Below are 17,541 nucleotides of genomic sequence, written 5' to 3'. Positions count from 1 at the left end.
CGGGGCGCGCACTCGGCCACGCCCGCCGGTCGTGCAGGCCGGTCGTGCAGGCCGGTCACGCACGCCGGTCGCGCACGGCGCTCGGCACGGCTGCCGCGCGTGGTCTCAGCGCGGTCAGCACGGTTCAGCGCCGTCAGCCGGGCCTCAGCACGCTCTCAGCGCGGTCTCACACGGCGGACGCGTCCGGTCCGATGCGGCTGCGGACCGCGGTCTGCACATCGGCCTCCTCGGCCGGGTCGGCGGCGAGCCGGCGGAGCTGGTCGACCACGCGGGCGTCGCCGGTCTCGGCGTGCCGTGCGGCCACTTCGCGGGTGGTCTCCTCGCAGTCCCACAGGCATTCGACGGCGAATCCCGCGGGGAAGGAGGGGTCGGTGGCGGCCAGGGCGCGGGCCGCCCGGCCGCGCAGATGGGAGGAGGCGGTCTCACGGTAGACGTGCCGCAGGACGGGTGCCGCCCCCGCGATACCGAGCCGTCCGGCGCCGTCGACGAGGGTCCACAGGGTCTGCGCGTCGGGCCCTTCGCCCCGTACGGCTTCGCGCAGGGCGCCCAGGACCAGTTCGCTGTCCTGCGCTCCGCCCCGGCAGGCGAGGACGCGGCCGGCGGCCTCTCCCAGGGCGTCGGGCCGGTGGGCCCAGCCGCGGGCCCGCTGGACGGCGGCGACGCTCCGCATCCGTTCGAAGGCGTCCACGGCGGCTTCCACCACGAGGGGTGAGCCGGCGGCCTGCGCGGCCTCCAGCAGGTCCAGTGCGTCGGGATCGTGGCTGTCGGCGAGATAGCGCAGGGCGGTGCAGCGCGCGCCGTCGTCCCCGGTGCGGGCGGCCTCGACGATCTCGGGGCGGTCCTCGGGTCCGGCGACGGCCGTGAGGCAGCGCGCGGCGGGCACATGGAGCGCGGCCCCGCGCTCGATGCCCTGCTGGGCCCACTCGAAGACGGCCCGCACGCTCCAGCCGGGGCGGGGCCCGGTCGGTCGCATCTGTTGCTGCCATCGGTCGAAGGACCCGCTCTCCGAAGCGGCACGCACGCGCGTGCCGACGGATGCGCGGGGATCGTCGGCCCACAGCCGCCAGGGCCGGGGCTCGAAGGAGTCCCGTACGACCGCCGCCAGCTCGGCCTCGCCCTCTGGATCGGTGGAGAATCGGGCGAGGACGGGGACCGCGAGGGCGCGCAGCCCCGCGTCGTCGTCGCGCAGCGCCAGCTCGTCGAGGGCCCAGGCCCAGTTGGCGCCGCGGGCGGCGTACCGCCGCAGCAGCTCCAGGGCGTCGCGCCTGCCGTACGAGGCGAGGTGGCCGAGGACGGCGAGCGCGAGGCCCGTGCGTGACTCGTCGGTGTCGAGTACGTCCGCCGCGTCGAAGAGGTGGGCCTCGATCTCGTCGAGGCCGCCACCCAGGTCGAGGTGGAGACGGGCGTAGTAGAGCGAGCGGTTCTCCACCTGCCAGTCGTGGCGGGGGTCGCTCAGCACACAGTGGTTGAGTGCCGCGAGCGCTTCGGCCCGCGGTGCGGTGAGCGCGTGCAGCGTGCCGTCGCCGCGGCCCCTCTGGAGCAGGCCGAGCAGCGTACCGCTGGGCGCTATGACCGGATCGAACATGGGAAACAGCCTCACATCAAGCGTCGACGCAACCGGGATCCTGCTTTACCTGGCCGCGTGACAACACGTCGGGGCGCCCGCCGTTTCCTGCTTGCTGTAGACCATCTTCCTCTGCCTCTCGTCGGTGGCCCGTGCGGGCCGCATCACGGTCCGCGCGGTGCGGCAACACCTGCCCAGCCATCGCGTCCGTGAATCACGACGTCATGATGACCCAGCGGTTCTCGCTGCCGCGACCGCATTTCCGGCGGCCCCGTTCCGCCTCCCCCAAAAAAGCTGTTTCGCCTGGTCAAGGCGGATGGTTCAGTGTGCTCCGAACAGGTCGAGCAGTTCGGCCTTGGCGAACATACGGGCCGTGTCGACGGCGGAGGGCGTGCCGGCCGAGGGGTCCGCGCCCGCGTCCAGGAGGACGCGGATGACGGCGTCCTCCCCCTTGAAGACGGCCCCGGCGAGCGGAGTCTGGCCTCGGTCGTTGATGCGGTCCGCCTCCGCCCCGCGCGCCAGGAGGGCGCTCACGGCGTCGGCGTGGCCGTGATAGGCGGCGAGCATCACGAGCGAGTCGCCGCGGTCGTTGGTGAGGTTGGCCGGAACACCCGCGTCGACGTACGCCACGAGTGCTTCGGTCTGCCCCTGCCGGGCCAGATCGAAGATCTTGGTCGCCAGCTCCACGACCTCGGGGTCGGGCGCTTCACTCATCGACGGGACCGCCTCTCACTGGGGGGATTCGCACCTCGGGAACGGTGCGACGACGAACGGGACTGAACGGGAACGTGCGGCCGTAGCGGTGCGACCGTACGGGTGAATCGCCAGGGTACTGGCTTCGCGGGGCACATGACCTGGCCCACCCGAGGCAAGGATCACCACGAAACCGACAAATCCCCGAGCGGGCCATCGAGGGGCCTCGCCGAGCGGGTCCATCAGGGTGAAATAAGCAGAATTTCACCCAGTTGCACCTTTTATCGTATGGATACATGCTGTGAGCCTGGAAGTACTCATGGTGACTGTCCCCATCGATCCAGGAGAAACAATCATGATCCTGTCCATGTCAGGCGTGGTCCTGCTCGGCATCATCGTCTTCCTCTTCTTCCGCAAGGACGGCCTCAAGGCCTCGCACGCGATGGTCAGCGCCCTCTTCGGGTTCTACCTCGCGGGCACGGCCATCGCCCCGAGCATCACGGCGGGCGGCGCGAGCCTGGCCGGACTGCTCGGCGGGATCAAGTTCTGACCCCCACCCCGTTCGCACGCACCTCCAGGAGACAGCAGTGGCCCGGCGCCCCCTCCCCCGCATTCTGAGTACCGGCAGCGCGCAGATCGCCCGCAGCAGGGACCTGGCCCGGACGGCCGCCGACAGCGCCACCGACGTCCTCCACCCGCTGATCACCATCAGCCGTGGACTGCGCCGGCTGGCGGCCGCCGGCCGGCGCAAATGGGCGGACACCCCCAAGGACCGGCGCGGTCCACTGCTGTTCCTGGTGGCCTCGGTCGTCCTGATCGTGGCCCTCATCCCGTACGGGCCGCTGCTCGCCGTCATCACCCTGATGGCGGCGGCCGCATGGCAGGGCAGGGACCGCACCCCGGCCACGCCGACAGGCCCCGACGACTCACAGAGCAAGCGCCTGGAGTCCCTCTACGAAGCGCTCGTCCCGTACTTCTCCGTCCCCGAGGACCCCGCCCCGCTGTACGCCCACGGCGGCGAGTGGGACAAGGCCTTCGACGCGTACGAGTTCGACGACACCGGCCGGGTCTCACAGCTGTCCGTGCGCTACCCCGCCTACTTCACGGACGGGGAGGCCGCCTCCCGGGCCCGTATCGAGCAACTGCTGCACGCCAAGTCGGGCCGCGGCCGGGAGTACCGCTTCGCGTGGGACGAGGAGAGCAACCAGCTCTCGGTCTCCGTCCTGCCTCCGCTGCCCACGGACATCGCCGCCCAGCGGTTCGTGACGGCGCCGGGCGAGACCGTCCTCGGCTTCACCGACCCGGCCGGCGTCCAGCGCACGCTCCCCCTCGACTTCGGCCAGGAGCAGCGGGACGTCCCCCCGGTGGTCTGGCGCACCGGCGTGCGCTCCACCGAGCCGCATCTGCTCGCGGTCGGCGGCCCCGGCAGCGGCACGACCACTCTTCTGCGCTCGATCGCGCTGCAGGCATTGCGGCACGGTGACGTACTGATCGTCGAAGGCGGCGGTACGGGCGAGTACGCGTGCCTGACGGGGCGCGACGGCGTCCTGGGCATCGAATGCGGTCTGTCCGGCGCGCTGGCGGCTCTCGAATGGGCGGCGCACGAGACGGAGCGGCGGCTGATCGCGGCGAACCGGTCGCGGCAGGCGGGCCTGACTCCGCCGGAGGACACGAGGCGTCCGCTCTGGCTCCTCCTGGACCGGCCGACCGCGCTCGGCCATCTCGCGGCGGCCGACAGCCGGAGTGATCCGCAGACCCTCCTCCAGGTGCCGCTACGGCACGGCAGGGCGGCCGGGGTCACGGTCGTGGTGGCGGAGCAGTTCGACGCGGTGGAGTCGCTCGGCGAGACGGTACTGGGGCACACACACGCGCGTGTCGTGCTCGGGCGGGCTTCGGCGGGGCAGCTCGAAGCGGTGCTGGGGGCTCCGCCGCACACGACTCCCACGCCGGACGTCCCGGCGGGGCGGGGGTATGCGCGGCTGGGCGCCGGGCCCGTCCACCGTCTCCAGGTGCCGGCTACTCCGGACCCGTACGACGAGGCGACGAGCGAGACGCACCGCCAAGCGGTACTGGCCCTGCTCCCCGCCCCCACGGCCACCCCGGCGGACGCCACCCCGGCCACGCCCCCGGCCCCGACCCCGACACAGGCGCCGGGCCCCGGCCCGGTGGGCGCGATCGCGGAGGCCTGATCCCAAGCTGAGGCGGCTTTTCGGCTGCGGCCCCGCTGTAGCCGGGGTTGCGCAGTTCCCCGCGCCCCTAAAAACCAAAAGACTGCGCCGTTCCCCGCGCCCCTTATAAGGGGCGCGGGGAACGGCGCAACAGGCCACGGCGTGCCCGCACCCGAAAACCGCCCGGGGCCCCACCCACCCAGGGGCGCGAGGAACTGCGCAACCACCCGCAGCGGACCCGCACCCGTGAAGCGACCCGCGCGGGGGTCACGCCACGAATGTGCGAGGCCCCTCCGCTCCCCCGCTCGCCCCGGACCGCACCAGCCGCGCCGCCGCCGCCAGCCGCGCAGCGGCCTCGTCGGCGACCGCGCCGCCGACGGTGAACGGCAGCCGCACATACCCTTCGAAGGCCCCGTCCACCCCGAACCGGGGCCCGGACGGCACCCGTACCCCCACCCGCTCACCGACCTCCGCCAGCCGCGAGCCGGACAGGCCCCCCGTGCGCACCCACAGCGTGAGCCCGCCGCGCGGCACGTCGAACTCCCAGTCCGGGAGTTCCCGGCGCAGCGCCCCCACCAGCGCGTCCCGGTTCTCGCGGGCCTGGTCGCGCCGCACGTCCACGGCCTGCTCCCACCCGCCCGTGCTGAGCAGCCAGTTGACGGCCAGCTGCTCCAGGACAGGGGTGCCGAGGTCGGCGTACGCGCGCGCCGCGACCAGGCTGCGGATCACGTCGGGCGCCGCGCGGACCCAGCCGATCCGCATGCCCGCCCAGAAGGCCTTGCTGGCCGAACCGACCGTGATCACCGTCGACCCGGCCGGGTCGAACCCGCAGACGGGCCGCGGCCGTTCGAACCCCTCGTCGAGATGCAGCTCGCTCATGGTCTCGTCCACGACCAGCACGGTCCCCGCCGACCGCGCGGCGTCGACGAGCTGCCGCCGCTGGTCCTCGTCGGCGAGCGCGCCGGTCGGGTTGTGGAAATCGGCGACGACGTACGCGAGCCGGGGCGCCGCGTCGCGCAGCACCTGCCGCCAGCGGTCCATGTCCCAGCCCGCGAGCCCCTCGGCCATCGCGACGGGCACCAGCCGCGCCCCGGCCTCGCGCATCAGCTGAAGGATGTTGGCGTACGAGGGCGACTCGACGGCGATGCGCTCCCCGCGACCGGCGAAGAGGTGGCAGATGGCGTCGATGGCCCCCATGGCCCCGGTGGTCACCATGATCTGCTCGGGCATGGTGGGAATGCCGCGCGCGGTGTACCGGTCGGCGAGGGTCTGGCGCAGCGCGGGCAGCCCCGCCGGATAGTCGCCGTGCGTGTGGGCGTACGGCGGCAGCTCCTCCAGGGCGCCCTGGACGGCGCGGGTGAGCCAGGGTTCGGGGGCGGGCAGGGCCGCGCAGCCCAGGTCGATCATGGAACCGAGGGTCTCGGGCGGCAGGGGTTCGAGGCCGCGCGCGGGCAGCGGGTTCCCGGCCGGTACGGCGGTCCAGCTGCCGGCGCCGCGACGGGACTCCAGGAAGCCCTCGGCGCGCAGTGCCTCGTAGGCCGCCGCCACGGTGGTGCGGCTGACGGACAGGGAGAGGGCCAGTTCGCGCTCGGCGGGCAGGCGCGCGGCCACGGGGACCCGGCCTTCGAGGACGAGCAGCCGGATGCCGTCGGCGAGGGCGCGGTAGGCGGGCGGGCGGCGCGTACCGGGCCCCGCGGGGCGCTCCTGCTGGGAGTTGAGCAGCCTGGCAAGCTGGGCGGCCCCCACCGCCGAAGTCCACTGCGCCATGATTTCCAGTCCACCTTCCCCGAATTGGCCATGGATGAGGTTTCTCCTCGTGCCACAGAGTGTCACGAGTCAGTCCACTGACACCACCGCATCACCAGGGGAGCACATCGTGTCCAGCCCGCCGCCGTCCCGGCACCTCACCCGCCGCCTTTTCCAGCTGTACGCGGGGCTGGCCCTGTACGGGGTGAGTTCGGCGCTCCTCGTGGAGGCGGGCCTGGGTCTGGAGCCCTGGGGCGTCCTGCATCAGGGCCTCGCCGAGCGGACCGGGCTGACGATCGGCGTCGTGTCGATCATCGTGGGCGCCCTGGTCCTCCTCCTGTGGATCCCGCTGCGCCAGCGCCCAGGCCTCGGCACGGTGTCCAACGTCTTCGTGGTGGGCATCGCGATGGACGGCACCCTCGCCCTGCTGCCGGACGTGCACGCCCTCTCGGTCCGTATCCCGCTGATGGCCGCCGGCATCCTGCTGAACGGCGTGGCGACCGGCCTCTACATAGCGGCCCGTTTCGGTCCGGGCCCGCGCGACGGCCTGATGACGGGATTCCATCAGCGCACCGGCCGGTCGATCCGCCTGGTGCGCACGACCCTCGAAGTGGCCGTGGTCGTGACCGGCTTCGTCCTGGGCGGCACGGTCGGTGCGGGCACGGTCCTGTACGCGGTGTCCATCGGCCCGCTGGCCCAGCTCTTCCTGCGCGTGTTCGCCGTACCCCCGTCATCACCGCACGGCAGCACGGCCGTTGCCGACGGGCCATCGGGGCGGGCGATACTGCGCGGGTGATCTCGCGCATACGCCACCCCTACCTCGACCATCCCGGGCCCATAGCCTTCGCCCACCGAGGCGGGGCCGCCGACGGCCTGGAGAACACCGTGGCCCAGTTCCGCCGCGCGGTCGAGGCCGGCTACCGGTACATCGAGACCGACGTGCACGCCACGGCGGACGGAGAACTCGTCGCCTTCCACGACGCGACGCTGGACCGGGTGACCGACGGCGCGGGCCGGATAGCGGACCTCCCCTGGGACGACGTACGGCACGCGCGCGTGGCGGGCGCCGAACCGGTCCCCCTCTTCGAGGAACTGCTGGAGACCTTCCCCGACGTCCGGTGGAACGTCGACGTGAAGGCGGAGCCCGCGCTGCTCCCGCTCCTCGATTTGATCCGCGGCACCGGCGCCTGGGACCGCGTCTGTGTCGGCTCCTTCTCCGAGGCGCGGGTCGCCAGGGCCCAGCGCGTCGCGGGCCCGCGGCTGGCCACCTCGTACGGCACCCGGGGTGTCCTCGGGCTGCGTCTGAAGTCGTGGGGTCTGCCCGCCGCGGTGCGGCGCTCGGCGGTTTGCGCCCAGGTTCCCGAGGCCCAGTCGGGGATACCCGTGGTGGACCGGCGCTTCGTGCGCACCGCCCACGCGCGCGGGCTGCAGGTCCACGTGTGGACGGTCAACGAGCCCGAGCGGATGCACCGGCTTCTGGACCTGGGAGTCGATGGCATCATGACCGATCACATCGAGACGCTGCGCGGGGTCCTGCGGGACCGCGGCACCTGGGTCTGAGCGGCCCCGGCGCACCACGCGGTATCCCCCCGCGGGGGCACGACGGAGCGTCCGCGCACTGGGGCACGACGGGGAAGCGAGGGCACGGGTGGGCACCGACACCGTGCGGGAACAGGCGGCCGACGGGGCAGCCGGGGCCGCCGAACGGCGGCGCGAGCAACGCGGCTGGTACTTCTACGACTGGGCCTGCTCCGTCTACTCGACGAGCGTGCTCACCGTGTTTCTGGGCCCCTATCTGACGTCGGTCGCCAAGGCCGCGGCGGACGCGGACGGATTCGTGCACCCGCTGGGGATCCCCCTGCGCGCGGGCTCGTTCTTCGCCTACAGCGTGTCCGCGTCCGTGATCCTGTCGATCGTCGTGATGCCCCTGGCGGGCGCGGCGGCCGACCGTACGGGCCGCAAGAAGCCGCTCCTCGCGCTCTCGGCCTATCTGGGCGCCGCGGCCACGGCCGGCATGTTCTTCCTGGACGGCGACCGCTATCTGCTGGGCGGCCTCCTGCTCGTCGTGGCCAACTCCTCGCTGGCCGTCTCGATGGCCCTCTACAACTCGTATCTTCCACAGATCGCCCCTCCGGAGGAGCGCGACGCCGTCTCATCGAGGGGCTGGGCCTTCGGCTACGCGTCGGGCTCGCTGGTCCTGGTGGCGAACCTGGTGCTCTACACCGCCCACGACAGCTTCGGCGTCTCGGAGGCGATGGCGGTCCGCATCTGTCTGGCCTCCGCGGGCGTCTGGTGGGGCGCCTTCACCCTCATACCGCTCAAGCGGCTGCGCGACCGCCGCGCGGCGGACTCACCCGCGGATGCGCCGGGCACGTCCGCGCGCGGCTGGCGGCAGCTGGCGGCGACCGTGCGCGACATGCGCCGCCAGCCGCTCACCCTCGCCTTCCTCCTCGCGTACCTCGTCTACAACGACGGCATCCAGACGGTCATCTCACAGGCTTCCGTGTACGGGTCCGAGGAGCTGGGCCTCGACCAGTCGACGCTGATCGTCGCCGTACTGCTGGTCCAGCTGCTCGCGGTGGCCGGGGCCCTCGGCATGGGCCGGCTGGCCCGGACGTACGGCGCCAAACGGATCATTCTCGCGTCCCTGGTCGCCTGGACCCTCACGCTGGCCGCCGGCTACTTCCTGCCCGCGGGAGCACCCGGCTGGTTCTTCGCCCTCGCCGCGGGGATCGGGCTCGTCCTCGGCGGCAGCCAGGCCCTCTCCAGGTCCCTGTTCTCGCATCTGGTGCCGCCCGGCAAGGAGGCCGAGTACTTCTCGGCGTACGAGATGAGCGACCGCGGCATGAGCTGGCTGGGACCGCTCGTGTTCGGCGTGACCTACCAGCTGACGGGCAGCTACCGGGACGCGATCCTCTCGCTCGTGGCCTTCTTCGTCCTGGGATTCGCGCTGCTCGCGCGGGTTCCGGTGCGCCGGGCGGTACGCGACGCGGGCAACCCCGTTCCCGCGAGGATTTAGCGCTCAGCGCCAAAGGGCGGTAGTGTACGCGTTTGGCCTGCCAGGCGTACCGTTACTGCGCGTCAAAGATGTCGCAACACGGGGTGACATCTACTGTCAGATGTGACAAACCGGGCGCAGGTGGGTACAACAACGGGCGGCTACGACGGCGACGCATGACCCGGAGCGGGAATCTTTACCGCCGACCGGACGTTGACCGGATGACGACGACAGCGACACCTGTCCTGTGGGCGACAAGCCCGGGAGGCACGATTCATGAGTGAGCGAGCTCTTCGCGGCACGCGCCTCGTGGTGACTAGCTACGAGACGGACCGCGGCATCGACCTGGCCCCGCGCCAGGCCGTGGAGTACGCATGCGAGAAGGGCCATCGATTCGAGATGCCCTTCTCGGTGGAGGCGGAGATCCCGCCGGAGTGGGAGTGCAAGGTCTGCGGGGCCCAGGCACTCCTGGTGGACGGCGACGGCCCTGAAGAGAAGAAGGCCAAGCCCGCGCGTACGCATTGGGACATGCTGATGGAACGGCGTACGCGAGAGGAGCTCGAAGAGGTCCTCGAAGAGCGCCTGGCCGTGCTTCGATCCGGAGCCATGAACATTGCGGTCCACCCTCGGGACAGCCGCAAGTCCGCGTGATCCCTTCCGGGGGTTGAGCGGCATACAGCGCACGCACGCGACCGCGGGCGCCGTGCCTTCGGGCACGGTTCCTGCGGTTCTGTGCGTTTACGTGGGGCTCGGTTTCAGGAATGTCGGTACGGGCCCGCTGCGGCCGCCGTTGCGCAGTTCCCCGCGCCCCCCAGGTGCCTGGGGGCGCGGGGAACTGCGCAGCGGGGGCGAGGGGGCGGAGCCCCCATTCAGGGACGGGAACGGGTAGGGGCGGCGGGGGCGAGGGAACCGTCCCGCCTGCTCAGCCGGTCAGGGGAGGGTGCGAGCCCTCGTTGCCCCTGTCCTCGCGGATCACCTCGCCCTGAACCACCTTCCCATCGGGCCGATGAATGCGAGCCTGCTGAAAGGCGCTCCCGAACGCCCCCGAAGCCTCCCGCACCTTCCGCTCGAAGGTCCGCTCCGCATACCGCCCGACCGCCTTCTGCACCGGCGGCACCAGCAGCAGCAGCCCGAGCACGTCGGAGACCAGCCCCGGCAGCATCAGGAGCAGCCCGCCGAGCATCATCAGCCCGTTGCCCTCGGAATTGGCCCTGCCCTGGGGCAACGCCCCGCTCTGCTGCTGTTGCAGCGTCTCGCTCAGCGCGCGAAAGGCCCGGCGCCCGGCCCGCTTGATGACCACGGAACCGAGGACGAACCCGCCGATCAGCAGCAGGAGGACCGCGAAGCCGCCGGCCGCACCCGCCACCACCGTCAGCAGCCAGACCTCCAGCACGAGCCACGCGGCCACGCCCAGGGGCAGGAACCTCAGCAGCCGTGAACGCCGGGGCCGACGAGAGGTGGGGCCGGGGGTGGAGGAGGGCGGGATCGGTGCGCCAGTCGTCATGCCTCCAGTGTGCCTGGCCAGGGCTCAGTACGGCATAAGGCGTAAACGGACGATCAGCCCAGCCTGTGGACCAGGAGGCGGGAACCCGGCTCGGGCTCGGCTCAGGCCCCCGGCTGCTTGCGCCCCCCCAGCACCCGCCCCGCCCGCTCCCCCACACCCCACGTGGTGACCCGCCACAGGGCCTCCACCAGGATGTCGCGGCTCATCTTGGAGTCGCCCAGTTCCCGTTCGACGAAGGTGATGGGCACCTCGACCACATGGCAGCCGGCCTTGACCGCCCGGCGGGCCAGGTCGACCTGGAAGCAGTAGCCCTGGGAGGCGACCTCGCCGAGGCCGAGGCGCTCCAGGGTCTCGCGCCGGAAGGCCCGGTAGCCGCCGGTGACGTCACGGATCGGCACATCGAGCAGGACACGCGAGTACAGGCTTCCGCCGCGCGAGAGGAACTCGCGGGACTTGGGCCAGTTCACCACCCGGCCGCCGGGCACCCAGCGGGACCCGAGCACCAGGTCGGCGCCCTTGAGCGCGGTCAGCAGCCGGGGCAGTTCCTCGGGCTGGTGCGAGCCGTCGGCGTCCATCTCGACGAGGACCCCGTACCCGTGCTCCAGGCCCCAGGTGAAGCCCGCCAGGTAGGCGGCGCCGAGGCCTTCCTTGCCCTTGCGGTGCAGGACGTGGACGTGTTCGTCCTCGACGGCCAGTTCGTCGGCGAGCTTGCCGGTGCCGTCGGGGCTGTTGTCGTCGGCGATCAGGACGTGCGCCGCGGGTACGGCCGCCCGGACCCGGCCGACGATCCTCTTGATGTTCTCCGCCTCGTTGAAGGTCGGGATGATCACCAAGGTCGTGCCGAGCGGACCGAACCGTCGCTCAACGCCGTCGTTCACAGCTTCCCCTTAAAACTTCCGTGCGAGAGGGGCACCACCATAGCGAGCGCCGCTCTTCCCGCAGGTAAGGCGCCGACTTGAAAAGTCACACAAGGGGGTCGTACGAGGGGAAAAGGGGTCGCACGAGGGAGGGGAACTGCGGATCGGGGCCCGGCGCCCTTCGGGCCGACCTGGGACCCGCTGGCTGCGGGTCGACCGAAAGCCGTTGTCTACTGAGCGGCCGGGCCCCACCCGGGTCACACCATCCGGCCGGAACGTTCCCTCGCCCCGTGGCGCGGACGCTGGGCCTGGCTCCCAGTGGTGGTGCGCCGGTGCGGCACACCACCCCTGACCCAACTGCGCTGCGGCGACTGCGCGGAAGTTCACCGGTCGGACGTCCGGTGGTGGACCCGGCCGAACCTACCGGCCACCTGCCGCTCACTGTCAACAGTCGTTCCACCTGCGGGTTTTCCAAGAAACACCAGGTCAGCGCCGAGGATGCGCAGGTCGCGCGACAGCCCGTCGGACCATGATCCCCACCGCGCCACCCCGGGACATCACTCGTCCGGCCGTACGAATACGGTTCGACCGTCCACCACGGTGCGCAGACAGACGGGCAGGTCCGCACCGGGTGACAGGTCGGGCAGCCCCGGGGTTCCGGAGCGGGGGTCGGTCGACCAGCGGGCCACCCGGTCGTCCGGGGCCTGGACCACGAGTTCCTCGGTGCGCCACACCGCGTAGTCCGCGGGCGCGCCTGGCACCAGGGACCCCGCGTCGTCCCGGCCGACCGCCCGCCAGCCGCCCCGCGTGTGCGCCGTGAAGGCGGCGCGGACGGACACCCGGTGTTCGGGCGTTCGATGGAAGGCGGCGGCGCGGACCGTGCCCCAGGGGTCGAGCGGGGTGACGGGGCTGTCGGAGCCGAAGGCGAGCGGGACGCCGGCGCGCAGCAGGGCGGCGTACGGATTGAGCGTGCGCGCGCGCTCGGTGCCCAGGCGCTCGGCGTACATGCCCTCCTCGCCGCCCCACAGCGCGTCGAAGGCCGGCTGGACGGAGGCGGTGAGGCCGAGGTCGGCGAAACCGGCGATCGTGTCGGGCGTGAGCATCTCGGCGTGCTCGACCCGGTGCCGGGCGGCGCGTACGCGGGCCAGACCGACCTTCTCGGCGGCTGCGCGCATGCCGTCGACCACAGAGGCCACGGCGGCGTCCCCGATGGCGTGGAAGCCCGCCTGGAGCCCCGCCTCGGTGCACGCCACCACATGGGCGGCGACGGCGTCGGTGTCCAGGTAGGCGGTGCCGGTGTGTTCCGCGTCGGCGTACGGCCGGTGCACACAGGCCGTGTGCGAGCCGAGGGCGCCGTCCACGAAGAGGTCGCCCGCGGCGCCGGCCGCGCCCAGGGCGCGGGCCTTGGTGACGTCCTGCTCGGCCCAGTAGCCGACGACGCGCGGGCCCGCCTCCTCGGCGGCGAGCCGCAGCAGCCCGGTGAAGTCGTCCTCTGAGGAGATCTCGGGGCCCGCGCACTCGTGCACGGAGCCGATCCCGAGCGAGGCCGCGTGCCGCAGGGCCGCGCGCTGGGCCTCCGTGCGCTGCGCCGGGGTCACGGCTGCGAACGCGGCGGCGCGTACGGCGTGATGGGCGTCGCGGGTGAGCGGTTCGCCGTCCTGGAAGCCGGCCGTCCCGCGGACGCCCGGTGTCAGATCCAGCAGGGCGGTGGTGGCGACGGCCGAGTGGACGTCGATCCGGCTGAGGTAGAGGGGGCGGCCGCCGGTGGCCTCGTCCAGCTCGTCGCGCCGCGGGGGCCGCCGCTCGGGCCAGCGGGAGGCGTCCCAGCCGTGGCCGAGGAGCACGCGGTCGTCGGGGCGGGAGGCGGCGAAGTCCCGTACCCGGGTGAGGGCGTCGCCGAGGGTGCGGGTGTCGGAGAGGTCGAGGCCGGTGAGGGCGAGGCCGGTGGCCGTGGTGTGCACGTGTGCGTCGGTGAACGCCGGGGTGACGAGCGCCCCTTCGAGGTCGACCACCTCGTCCACGCCTTCCGAGAACGCGTCGGCAGCGCCCTCCGAACCGACCCAGGCGACCTGCCCGCGCTCCACGACCATGGCGGTGGCGAACGGATCGGCGGGACTGTGGACTTCCCCACCCCGCAACAGCACGGTGCGCGCGGGCGGCGCGGCTCCTGCGGGGTTGCGGTGGGGCTCGGGCACGGCGGCGCTGTCACTCATGGACACCAGTCTCGCCCCTCAACGGGGCACCCCGACACGCGGGGCCGGGCCCCAAAGGGGCGCGAGGAACTGCGCGCCCCACCCCGACCAACCCACACACGCCGAGGTCCCCAGCACCGAGGCCGAGCCCCAAAGGGGCGCGGGGAACTCCGCGGCCCACACCCACCAACCCGCACACACCGAGGCCCCCCAGCACCAGACCCCGCAAGGGGCGCGGGGAACGGCGCACCCAGCCTCCACCAACCCGCACCACCCCCGCGGTGCCCGCCGCACCGCGCCACGCGGCCCCGCGTCAGATCTTCGGCGCCCGCGCCTCGTACGGCGTGGACAGCACAACGGTCGTCCGCGTGGACACCCCCGCCAGCGACCGCACGCGCGCGAGCAGCTCCTCCAGCTCGTGCGGCGTCGCGACCCGCACCTTCAGGATGTAGTTCTCGTCGCCGGCCACGCTGTGGCACGCCTCGATCTCCGGTACCCCCGCCAGCCGTTCGGCGATGTCGTCCGGCGCGCTGGGGTCGAACGGTTTCACCGAGATGAACGCCGTCAGCGGCAGCCCCACCGCCTCCGGGTCGACGACCGCGGCATAACCGCGGATGACGCCGCGCTGCTCCAGCCGGCGCACCCGCTGGTGCACGGCCGAGGTGGACAGACCCGTGGCCTTGCCCAGGTCGGTGTAGCTCATCCGCCCGTCTTCGACGAGCAGCTGCACGATGTGGCGGTCCAGCTCCTCCATGGCGGAGAACCTACAGTGCCCTTGATCCCCCCGGGTACTCAGCGACGCAGGTCATACCCGCTTCGTGACGTGGCCGGAGCCGCCCGACCGCACCCACGGGGTACAAACCAGCCGGGTCGGGCACCTTCGGGCAGCATGTGACGAACACCACATGACACCGCCCGCTTCCGTGATGTTCTCGTGATTACCGCGCAGACGGGACGGGAAGTGCTTGCTGTGGCCGAGGTCGCAGCACCTTGTCGGCCCATCCGAGGGGGAGTAGCCCATGCAGAGTCTCAAGCGTCTTGGTCGTACCGGGTCCAAGCGGCAGCAGCCGGTTGTGGAGCCCGAGCCGGAGGGCGTCGAAGCGGACGCCCTGGACGGCGAGGAGCTCGACGCGTACGACACCTTCGAGATGTACCGGGTGATCTGCCCGGACTGCGCGCAGCCCATCGCGCTGCTGGCGGACGAGGAGAGCCTGCCGGAGCACGCACTCTGCGCGTCGCCGTGGAACCCCTTCGGGCTCACGGTCTGCGCCGGTACGGGCCGCGCGGCGGCCGACGCCCAGCCCGCCGACGAGACGATGGAGATCCAGGAGCAGGAAACGGCGCTGCTGTTGACGCTCCCGCAGGGACTCGACTGGCGGACCCAGCCGTTCTCGCACGTCGGAGGCCCCGGCTCGCGGCCCTTGCAGGTGCGGGTGATGCGGCGCGCGGCCGCCTAGACCCGCGCGGTCGATCACGGCCCGGACCCCGCCGAGGCGTCGAAGCGTCGTAGAGCCCTCAGTCCCGGTAGTCGCCCCGCACCATGGCTCGCAGGCTGTCGTGGTGCAGGATCAGTGTGTCCGGATCAGCCGGGACGTCAATCTCGCCGAAGTGCACCTGCCGGTAGGCGACGCGCAGCATGACGACAGCGTGCCGCAGGGCGGCGTACAGGATGTGGAAGTCCATGTCCCGCGGGGTGTGGCCGGTGAGTTCGGCGTAGCGCGCCTCGACCCGGTCCCTGCGTAGGAAGCCGGGCAGTCCGTGCTGTCCGAAGCTCTCTGTGAGGTCCTGGAAGAAGCGGTGCAGGTAGATCATCCAGCCGAGGTCGACCTCGCGCGGGCCCAGTGCCGCCATCTCCCAGTCGAGGACGGCGGCGGGCTCGAAGCCGTCGTAGATGACGTTTCCGATGCGTGCGTCGCCCCAGCTGAGCACCGTCTCGCCCTCGTCGCGCGGCCAGAGCGCGTCGAGGCGGTCGAAGGCGTCCTCGATGAGCGGTGAGCGTGACAGTCCGTCAACCACCCAGGTGTAGTACGCGCGTTGGGCTTCGACGTGCGCCCGCAACGGGCTCCCCGCTCCGGGCGCCACGAGGAAACCCGCCTCCTTCACCGGCGTCTGATCGTGCAGCCGGGCGAGAAGGCCGACCGACGCCGCCTCCAGCCGTTCGCGTTCGGCCTCGTTCGCGGCGTGCAGCCAATTGCCCTCGTACGTATAGGGCATGACGTCGGGCGGTACGCGTCCCTCGACGCGCTCCATGACGAAGAAGGGCGCCCCGAGCGGCCCCCGGTCCTCCTCAAGCCACAGCACACGCGGCACCGGGACGTCGGTGCGGTCCGCGACCAGCCGCATGGTGCGGTACTGCCGCGGCAGGTCGTAGACCGGGAAGACGGTGTACGCCGCCGGGTCCGCCGCGAGCCGCAACGCACAGGCGCGGAGCGGGGGTTCGGGGTGCTCGATGTCGAAGAGCAGGGTCTCGCTCGACATCCCGTTGGACGCGGGGACGCGGACGTCGACCGCCTCGGCGCCGGGCAGCCGGCCGGTGAGCCAGGCGGTCAGCCGCCGCGCGAGCCGTTCCGGGTCCCGGGTCGTCGTACGGGGACGAGACCGGGGCGCCTTGGCCATGTCACCACTCCTTCACGGGGTGAACTCCCTCAGGGCGCAACCGAGTCGAACCCGGTGAACCCGCTCGGGTCGTGCCGCCCGAACGAGCCGTGCTCGAAGATCCCGTAGCCGGTCCGCCCGTCGAGGGTGAAACGGGCCGCGTGGTCGGTCACCCCGTACGCGGCGAGACCGAGGGCGGCCGGGTCGGAGAGGTCGTACGTGCGCCGGTCGGTCCAGCCCCTGCCCTGCCAGGTGCCGTGCTGCCAGTCCTCGGCGGGCGGGTAGCCCGCGCCGACGGCGAGTGGCGAGGAGGCCAGCACCTCGACGCCCAGTTCGAGCGGCTTGCGCGGATCGCCTAGGTGGACGGTCGCACGCTCCGGGTGACGGGTGCCGCTGCGGTAGGTGATCTCCGCCTGGGGCCAGCCGAGTTGGCGGTCGCGCCGCCCGGCTCGTACGAGGGTCGCGTCGTTCAGGGTCCGGTAGCCGTCGGCGTCCTCCTGGGTGACGACCATCAGGAAGCGGTCCTCGAAGCGGACGGGGCACCAGAGCCAGTGGAAGCCCTCGGTCCGGTATTCCTCGGCCAGCCGGCCGCCCTCCTCGCCGGGGAGCGGGCGCGTGCCCCAACTGCGGTCGCGGGTGCCGGTCCAGCCGTCGCCCGACAGGCGGGTCTCCTCCCCCGCGACCCGGATCCAGCCCTCGCACCGGCCCGCCTGGACGAAGCGCCTGCCCTCCAACATGAGGCGGGCGCCCCGGCGTTGCAGGTGATGCGGTTCCCACAGGGCGGGGAAGTCCGCGGACCAGTTGATCTCGTACGACAGTCCGTCCGGGTCGCCCGGGTCGGCGGCGCAGCTCAGGACGAAGTCCTTCAGGGGGCGTTCGACATGGATCCGGAGCGGCCCGACGGACAGCCGCATCCGTTCGTCGTCGTCGAGGGCGTCCGAGGCACGCACGGCATGCAGGGTGTCCCCGACGCGCAGGGTGGCGTACGCGTCGATGACGCCCACGTTCGGATACACCCCGAGGCCCAGGACGAGCAGCGCCCTGCCCCAGTGGTCGAACACATGGAAGATGCACCGGTCGTAGGCGTTCCGGTCCCCCGTCGCCACGTGCTTCATCGAGAGGGGGACCTGGTGCACGGGGTACTCGTCGAGGGCTACGGGGCGGTCGTCGGGCATCGGCTGCCTCCCGGGGCACGCGGCGCGGGAGAATTGACGGTACGTCAGA

At 72.4% G+C, this 17,541-nt stretch carries 16 protein-coding genes; 7 read left to right on the top strand and 9 right to left on the bottom strand.

What is annotated here, in order from left to right:
• Window positions 1-166 precede the first annotated feature (166 nt).
• The gene (locus IE278_RS16230) at window positions 167-1,585 is read right to left on the bottom strand and encodes a HEAT repeat domain-containing protein (RefSeq protein ID WP_189772898.1); all 1,419 of its coding nucleotides are present in this window, start codon (window positions 1,583-1,585) and stop codon (window positions 167-169) included.
• Window positions 1,586-1,885: 300 nt separating this feature from the next.
• Window positions 1,886-2,278: an ankyrin repeat domain-containing protein gene (locus IE278_RS16225; RefSeq protein WP_189772896.1), complete on the bottom strand. Its 393-nt coding sequence runs from the start codon at window positions 2,276-2,278 to the stop codon at window positions 1,886-1,888.
• Window positions 2,279-2,612: 334 nt separating this feature from the next.
• On the opposite strand from IE278_RS16225, the gene IE278_RS16220 reads away from it, so the two are divergent.
• Entirely contained in the window at window positions 2,613-2,807 is a 195-nt protein-coding gene (locus tag IE278_RS16220; protein WP_041991757.1) for a hypothetical protein, read from the top strand.
• A gap of 37 nt (window positions 2,808-2,844) precedes the next feature.
• Window positions 2,845-4,446: a P-loop NTPase family protein gene (locus IE278_RS16215; protein ID WP_189772894.1), complete on the top strand. Its 1,602-nt coding sequence runs from the start codon at window positions 2,845-2,847 to the stop codon at window positions 4,444-4,446.
• Between the two features lie 246 nt (window positions 4,447-4,692).
• Here the strand turns inward: IE278_RS16215 and IE278_RS16210 are convergent, their stop codons facing one another.
• The gene (locus IE278_RS16210) at window positions 4,693-6,192 is read right to left on the bottom strand and encodes an SCO1417 family PLP biosynthesis transcription factor (protein ID WP_189772892.1); all 1,500 of its coding nucleotides are present in this window, start codon (window positions 6,190-6,192) and stop codon (window positions 4,693-4,695) included.
• A 34-nt stretch (window positions 6,193-6,226) separates the two neighbouring features.
• Between IE278_RS16210 and yczE the strand changes: the two genes are divergently transcribed.
• The 4 genes from yczE to IE278_RS16190 all read left to right on the top strand — a co-directional run bounded on the left by yczE (window position 6,227) and on the right by IE278_RS16190 (window position 9,820).
• Complete coding sequence (yczE, locus tag IE278_RS16205; protein WP_373312000.1) at window positions 6,227-6,967, top strand: membrane protein YczE; 741 nt, start codon at window positions 6,227-6,229, stop codon at window positions 6,965-6,967.
• A complete protein-coding gene (locus tag IE278_RS16200; RefSeq protein WP_189772890.1) occupies window positions 6,964-7,731 on the top strand; it encodes a glycerophosphodiester phosphodiesterase family protein in 768 nt (255 codons plus the stop codon). Before yczE ends, IE278_RS16200 begins: the two co-directional genes overlap by 4 nt.
• Window positions 7,732-7,819: 88 nt before the next feature.
• Window positions 7,820-9,190 carry an MFS transporter gene (locus IE278_RS16195; protein WP_189772888.1) on the top strand — a complete coding sequence of 457 codons (1,371 nt, stop codon included), beginning with the start codon at window positions 7,820-7,822 and terminating at the stop codon, window positions 9,188-9,190.
• 255 nt (window positions 9,191-9,445) lie between these two features.
• Window positions 9,446-9,820 carry an RNA polymerase-binding protein RbpA gene (locus IE278_RS16190; RefSeq protein ID WP_003977404.1) on the top strand — a complete coding sequence of 125 codons (375 nt, stop codon included), beginning with the start codon at window positions 9,446-9,448 and terminating at the stop codon, window positions 9,818-9,820.
• Window positions 9,821-10,091: 271 nt separating this feature from the next.
• Here the strand turns inward: IE278_RS16190 and fxsA are convergent, their stop codons facing one another.
• The 4 genes from fxsA to IE278_RS16170 all read right to left on the bottom strand — a co-directional run bounded on the left by fxsA (window position 10,092) and on the right by IE278_RS16170 (window position 14,476).
• A complete protein-coding gene (gene fxsA / locus IE278_RS16185) occupies window positions 10,092-10,673 on the bottom strand; it encodes an FxsA family membrane protein (RefSeq protein WP_189772887.1) in 582 nt (193 codons plus the stop codon).
• 101 nt (window positions 10,674-10,774) lie between these two features.
• Window positions 10,775-11,551 carry a polyprenol monophosphomannose synthase gene (locus IE278_RS16180; RefSeq protein ID WP_189772886.1) on the bottom strand — a complete coding sequence of 259 codons (777 nt, stop codon included), beginning with the start codon at window positions 11,549-11,551 and terminating at the stop codon, window positions 10,775-10,777.
• A gap of 536 nt (window positions 11,552-12,087) precedes the next feature.
• Complete coding sequence (locus IE278_RS16175) at window positions 12,088-13,743, bottom strand: amidohydrolase (protein ID WP_189772885.1); 1,656 nt, start codon at window positions 13,741-13,743, stop codon at window positions 12,088-12,090.
• A gap of 292 nt (window positions 13,744-14,035) precedes the next feature.
• A complete protein-coding gene (locus tag IE278_RS16170; RefSeq protein WP_189772884.1) occupies window positions 14,036-14,476 on the bottom strand; it encodes an Lrp/AsnC family transcriptional regulator in 441 nt (146 codons plus the stop codon).
• A 265-nt stretch (window positions 14,477-14,741) separates the two neighbouring features.
• On the opposite strand from IE278_RS16170, the gene IE278_RS16165 reads away from it, so the two are divergent.
• Window positions 14,742-15,179, top strand: a complete 438-nt coding sequence (locus IE278_RS16165) for a hypothetical protein (protein WP_189772883.1) — start codon at window positions 14,742-14,744, stop codon at window positions 15,177-15,179.
• 58 nt (window positions 15,180-15,237) lie between these two features.
• On the opposite strand, the gene IE278_RS16160 is transcribed toward IE278_RS16165, so the two are convergent.
• Together IE278_RS16160 and IE278_RS16155 are read right to left on the bottom strand one after the other, a co-directional pair.
• Window positions 15,238-16,338 (bottom strand): phosphotransferase family protein, encoded by a 1,101-nt coding sequence (locus tag IE278_RS16160; RefSeq protein WP_189772881.1) that lies wholly within the window; start codon window positions 16,336-16,338, stop codon window positions 15,238-15,240.
• A gap of 29 nt (window positions 16,339-16,367) precedes the next feature.
• Entirely contained in the window at window positions 16,368-17,492 is a 1,125-nt protein-coding gene (locus IE278_RS16155; RefSeq protein ID WP_189772879.1) for an Rv3169 family protein, read from the bottom strand.
• Window positions 17,493-17,541 lie beyond the last annotated feature (49 nt).

Source organism: Streptomyces tauricus (assembly GCF_014650955.1).
In the GTDB taxonomy this organism is placed as follows: Bacteria; Actinomycetota; Actinomycetes; order Streptomycetales; family Streptomycetaceae; genus Streptomyces; species Streptomyces tauricus.
The sequence above is the reverse complement of the archived record's forward strand: the minus strand, read 5'-3'. Positions and strand labels throughout refer to the sequence as shown.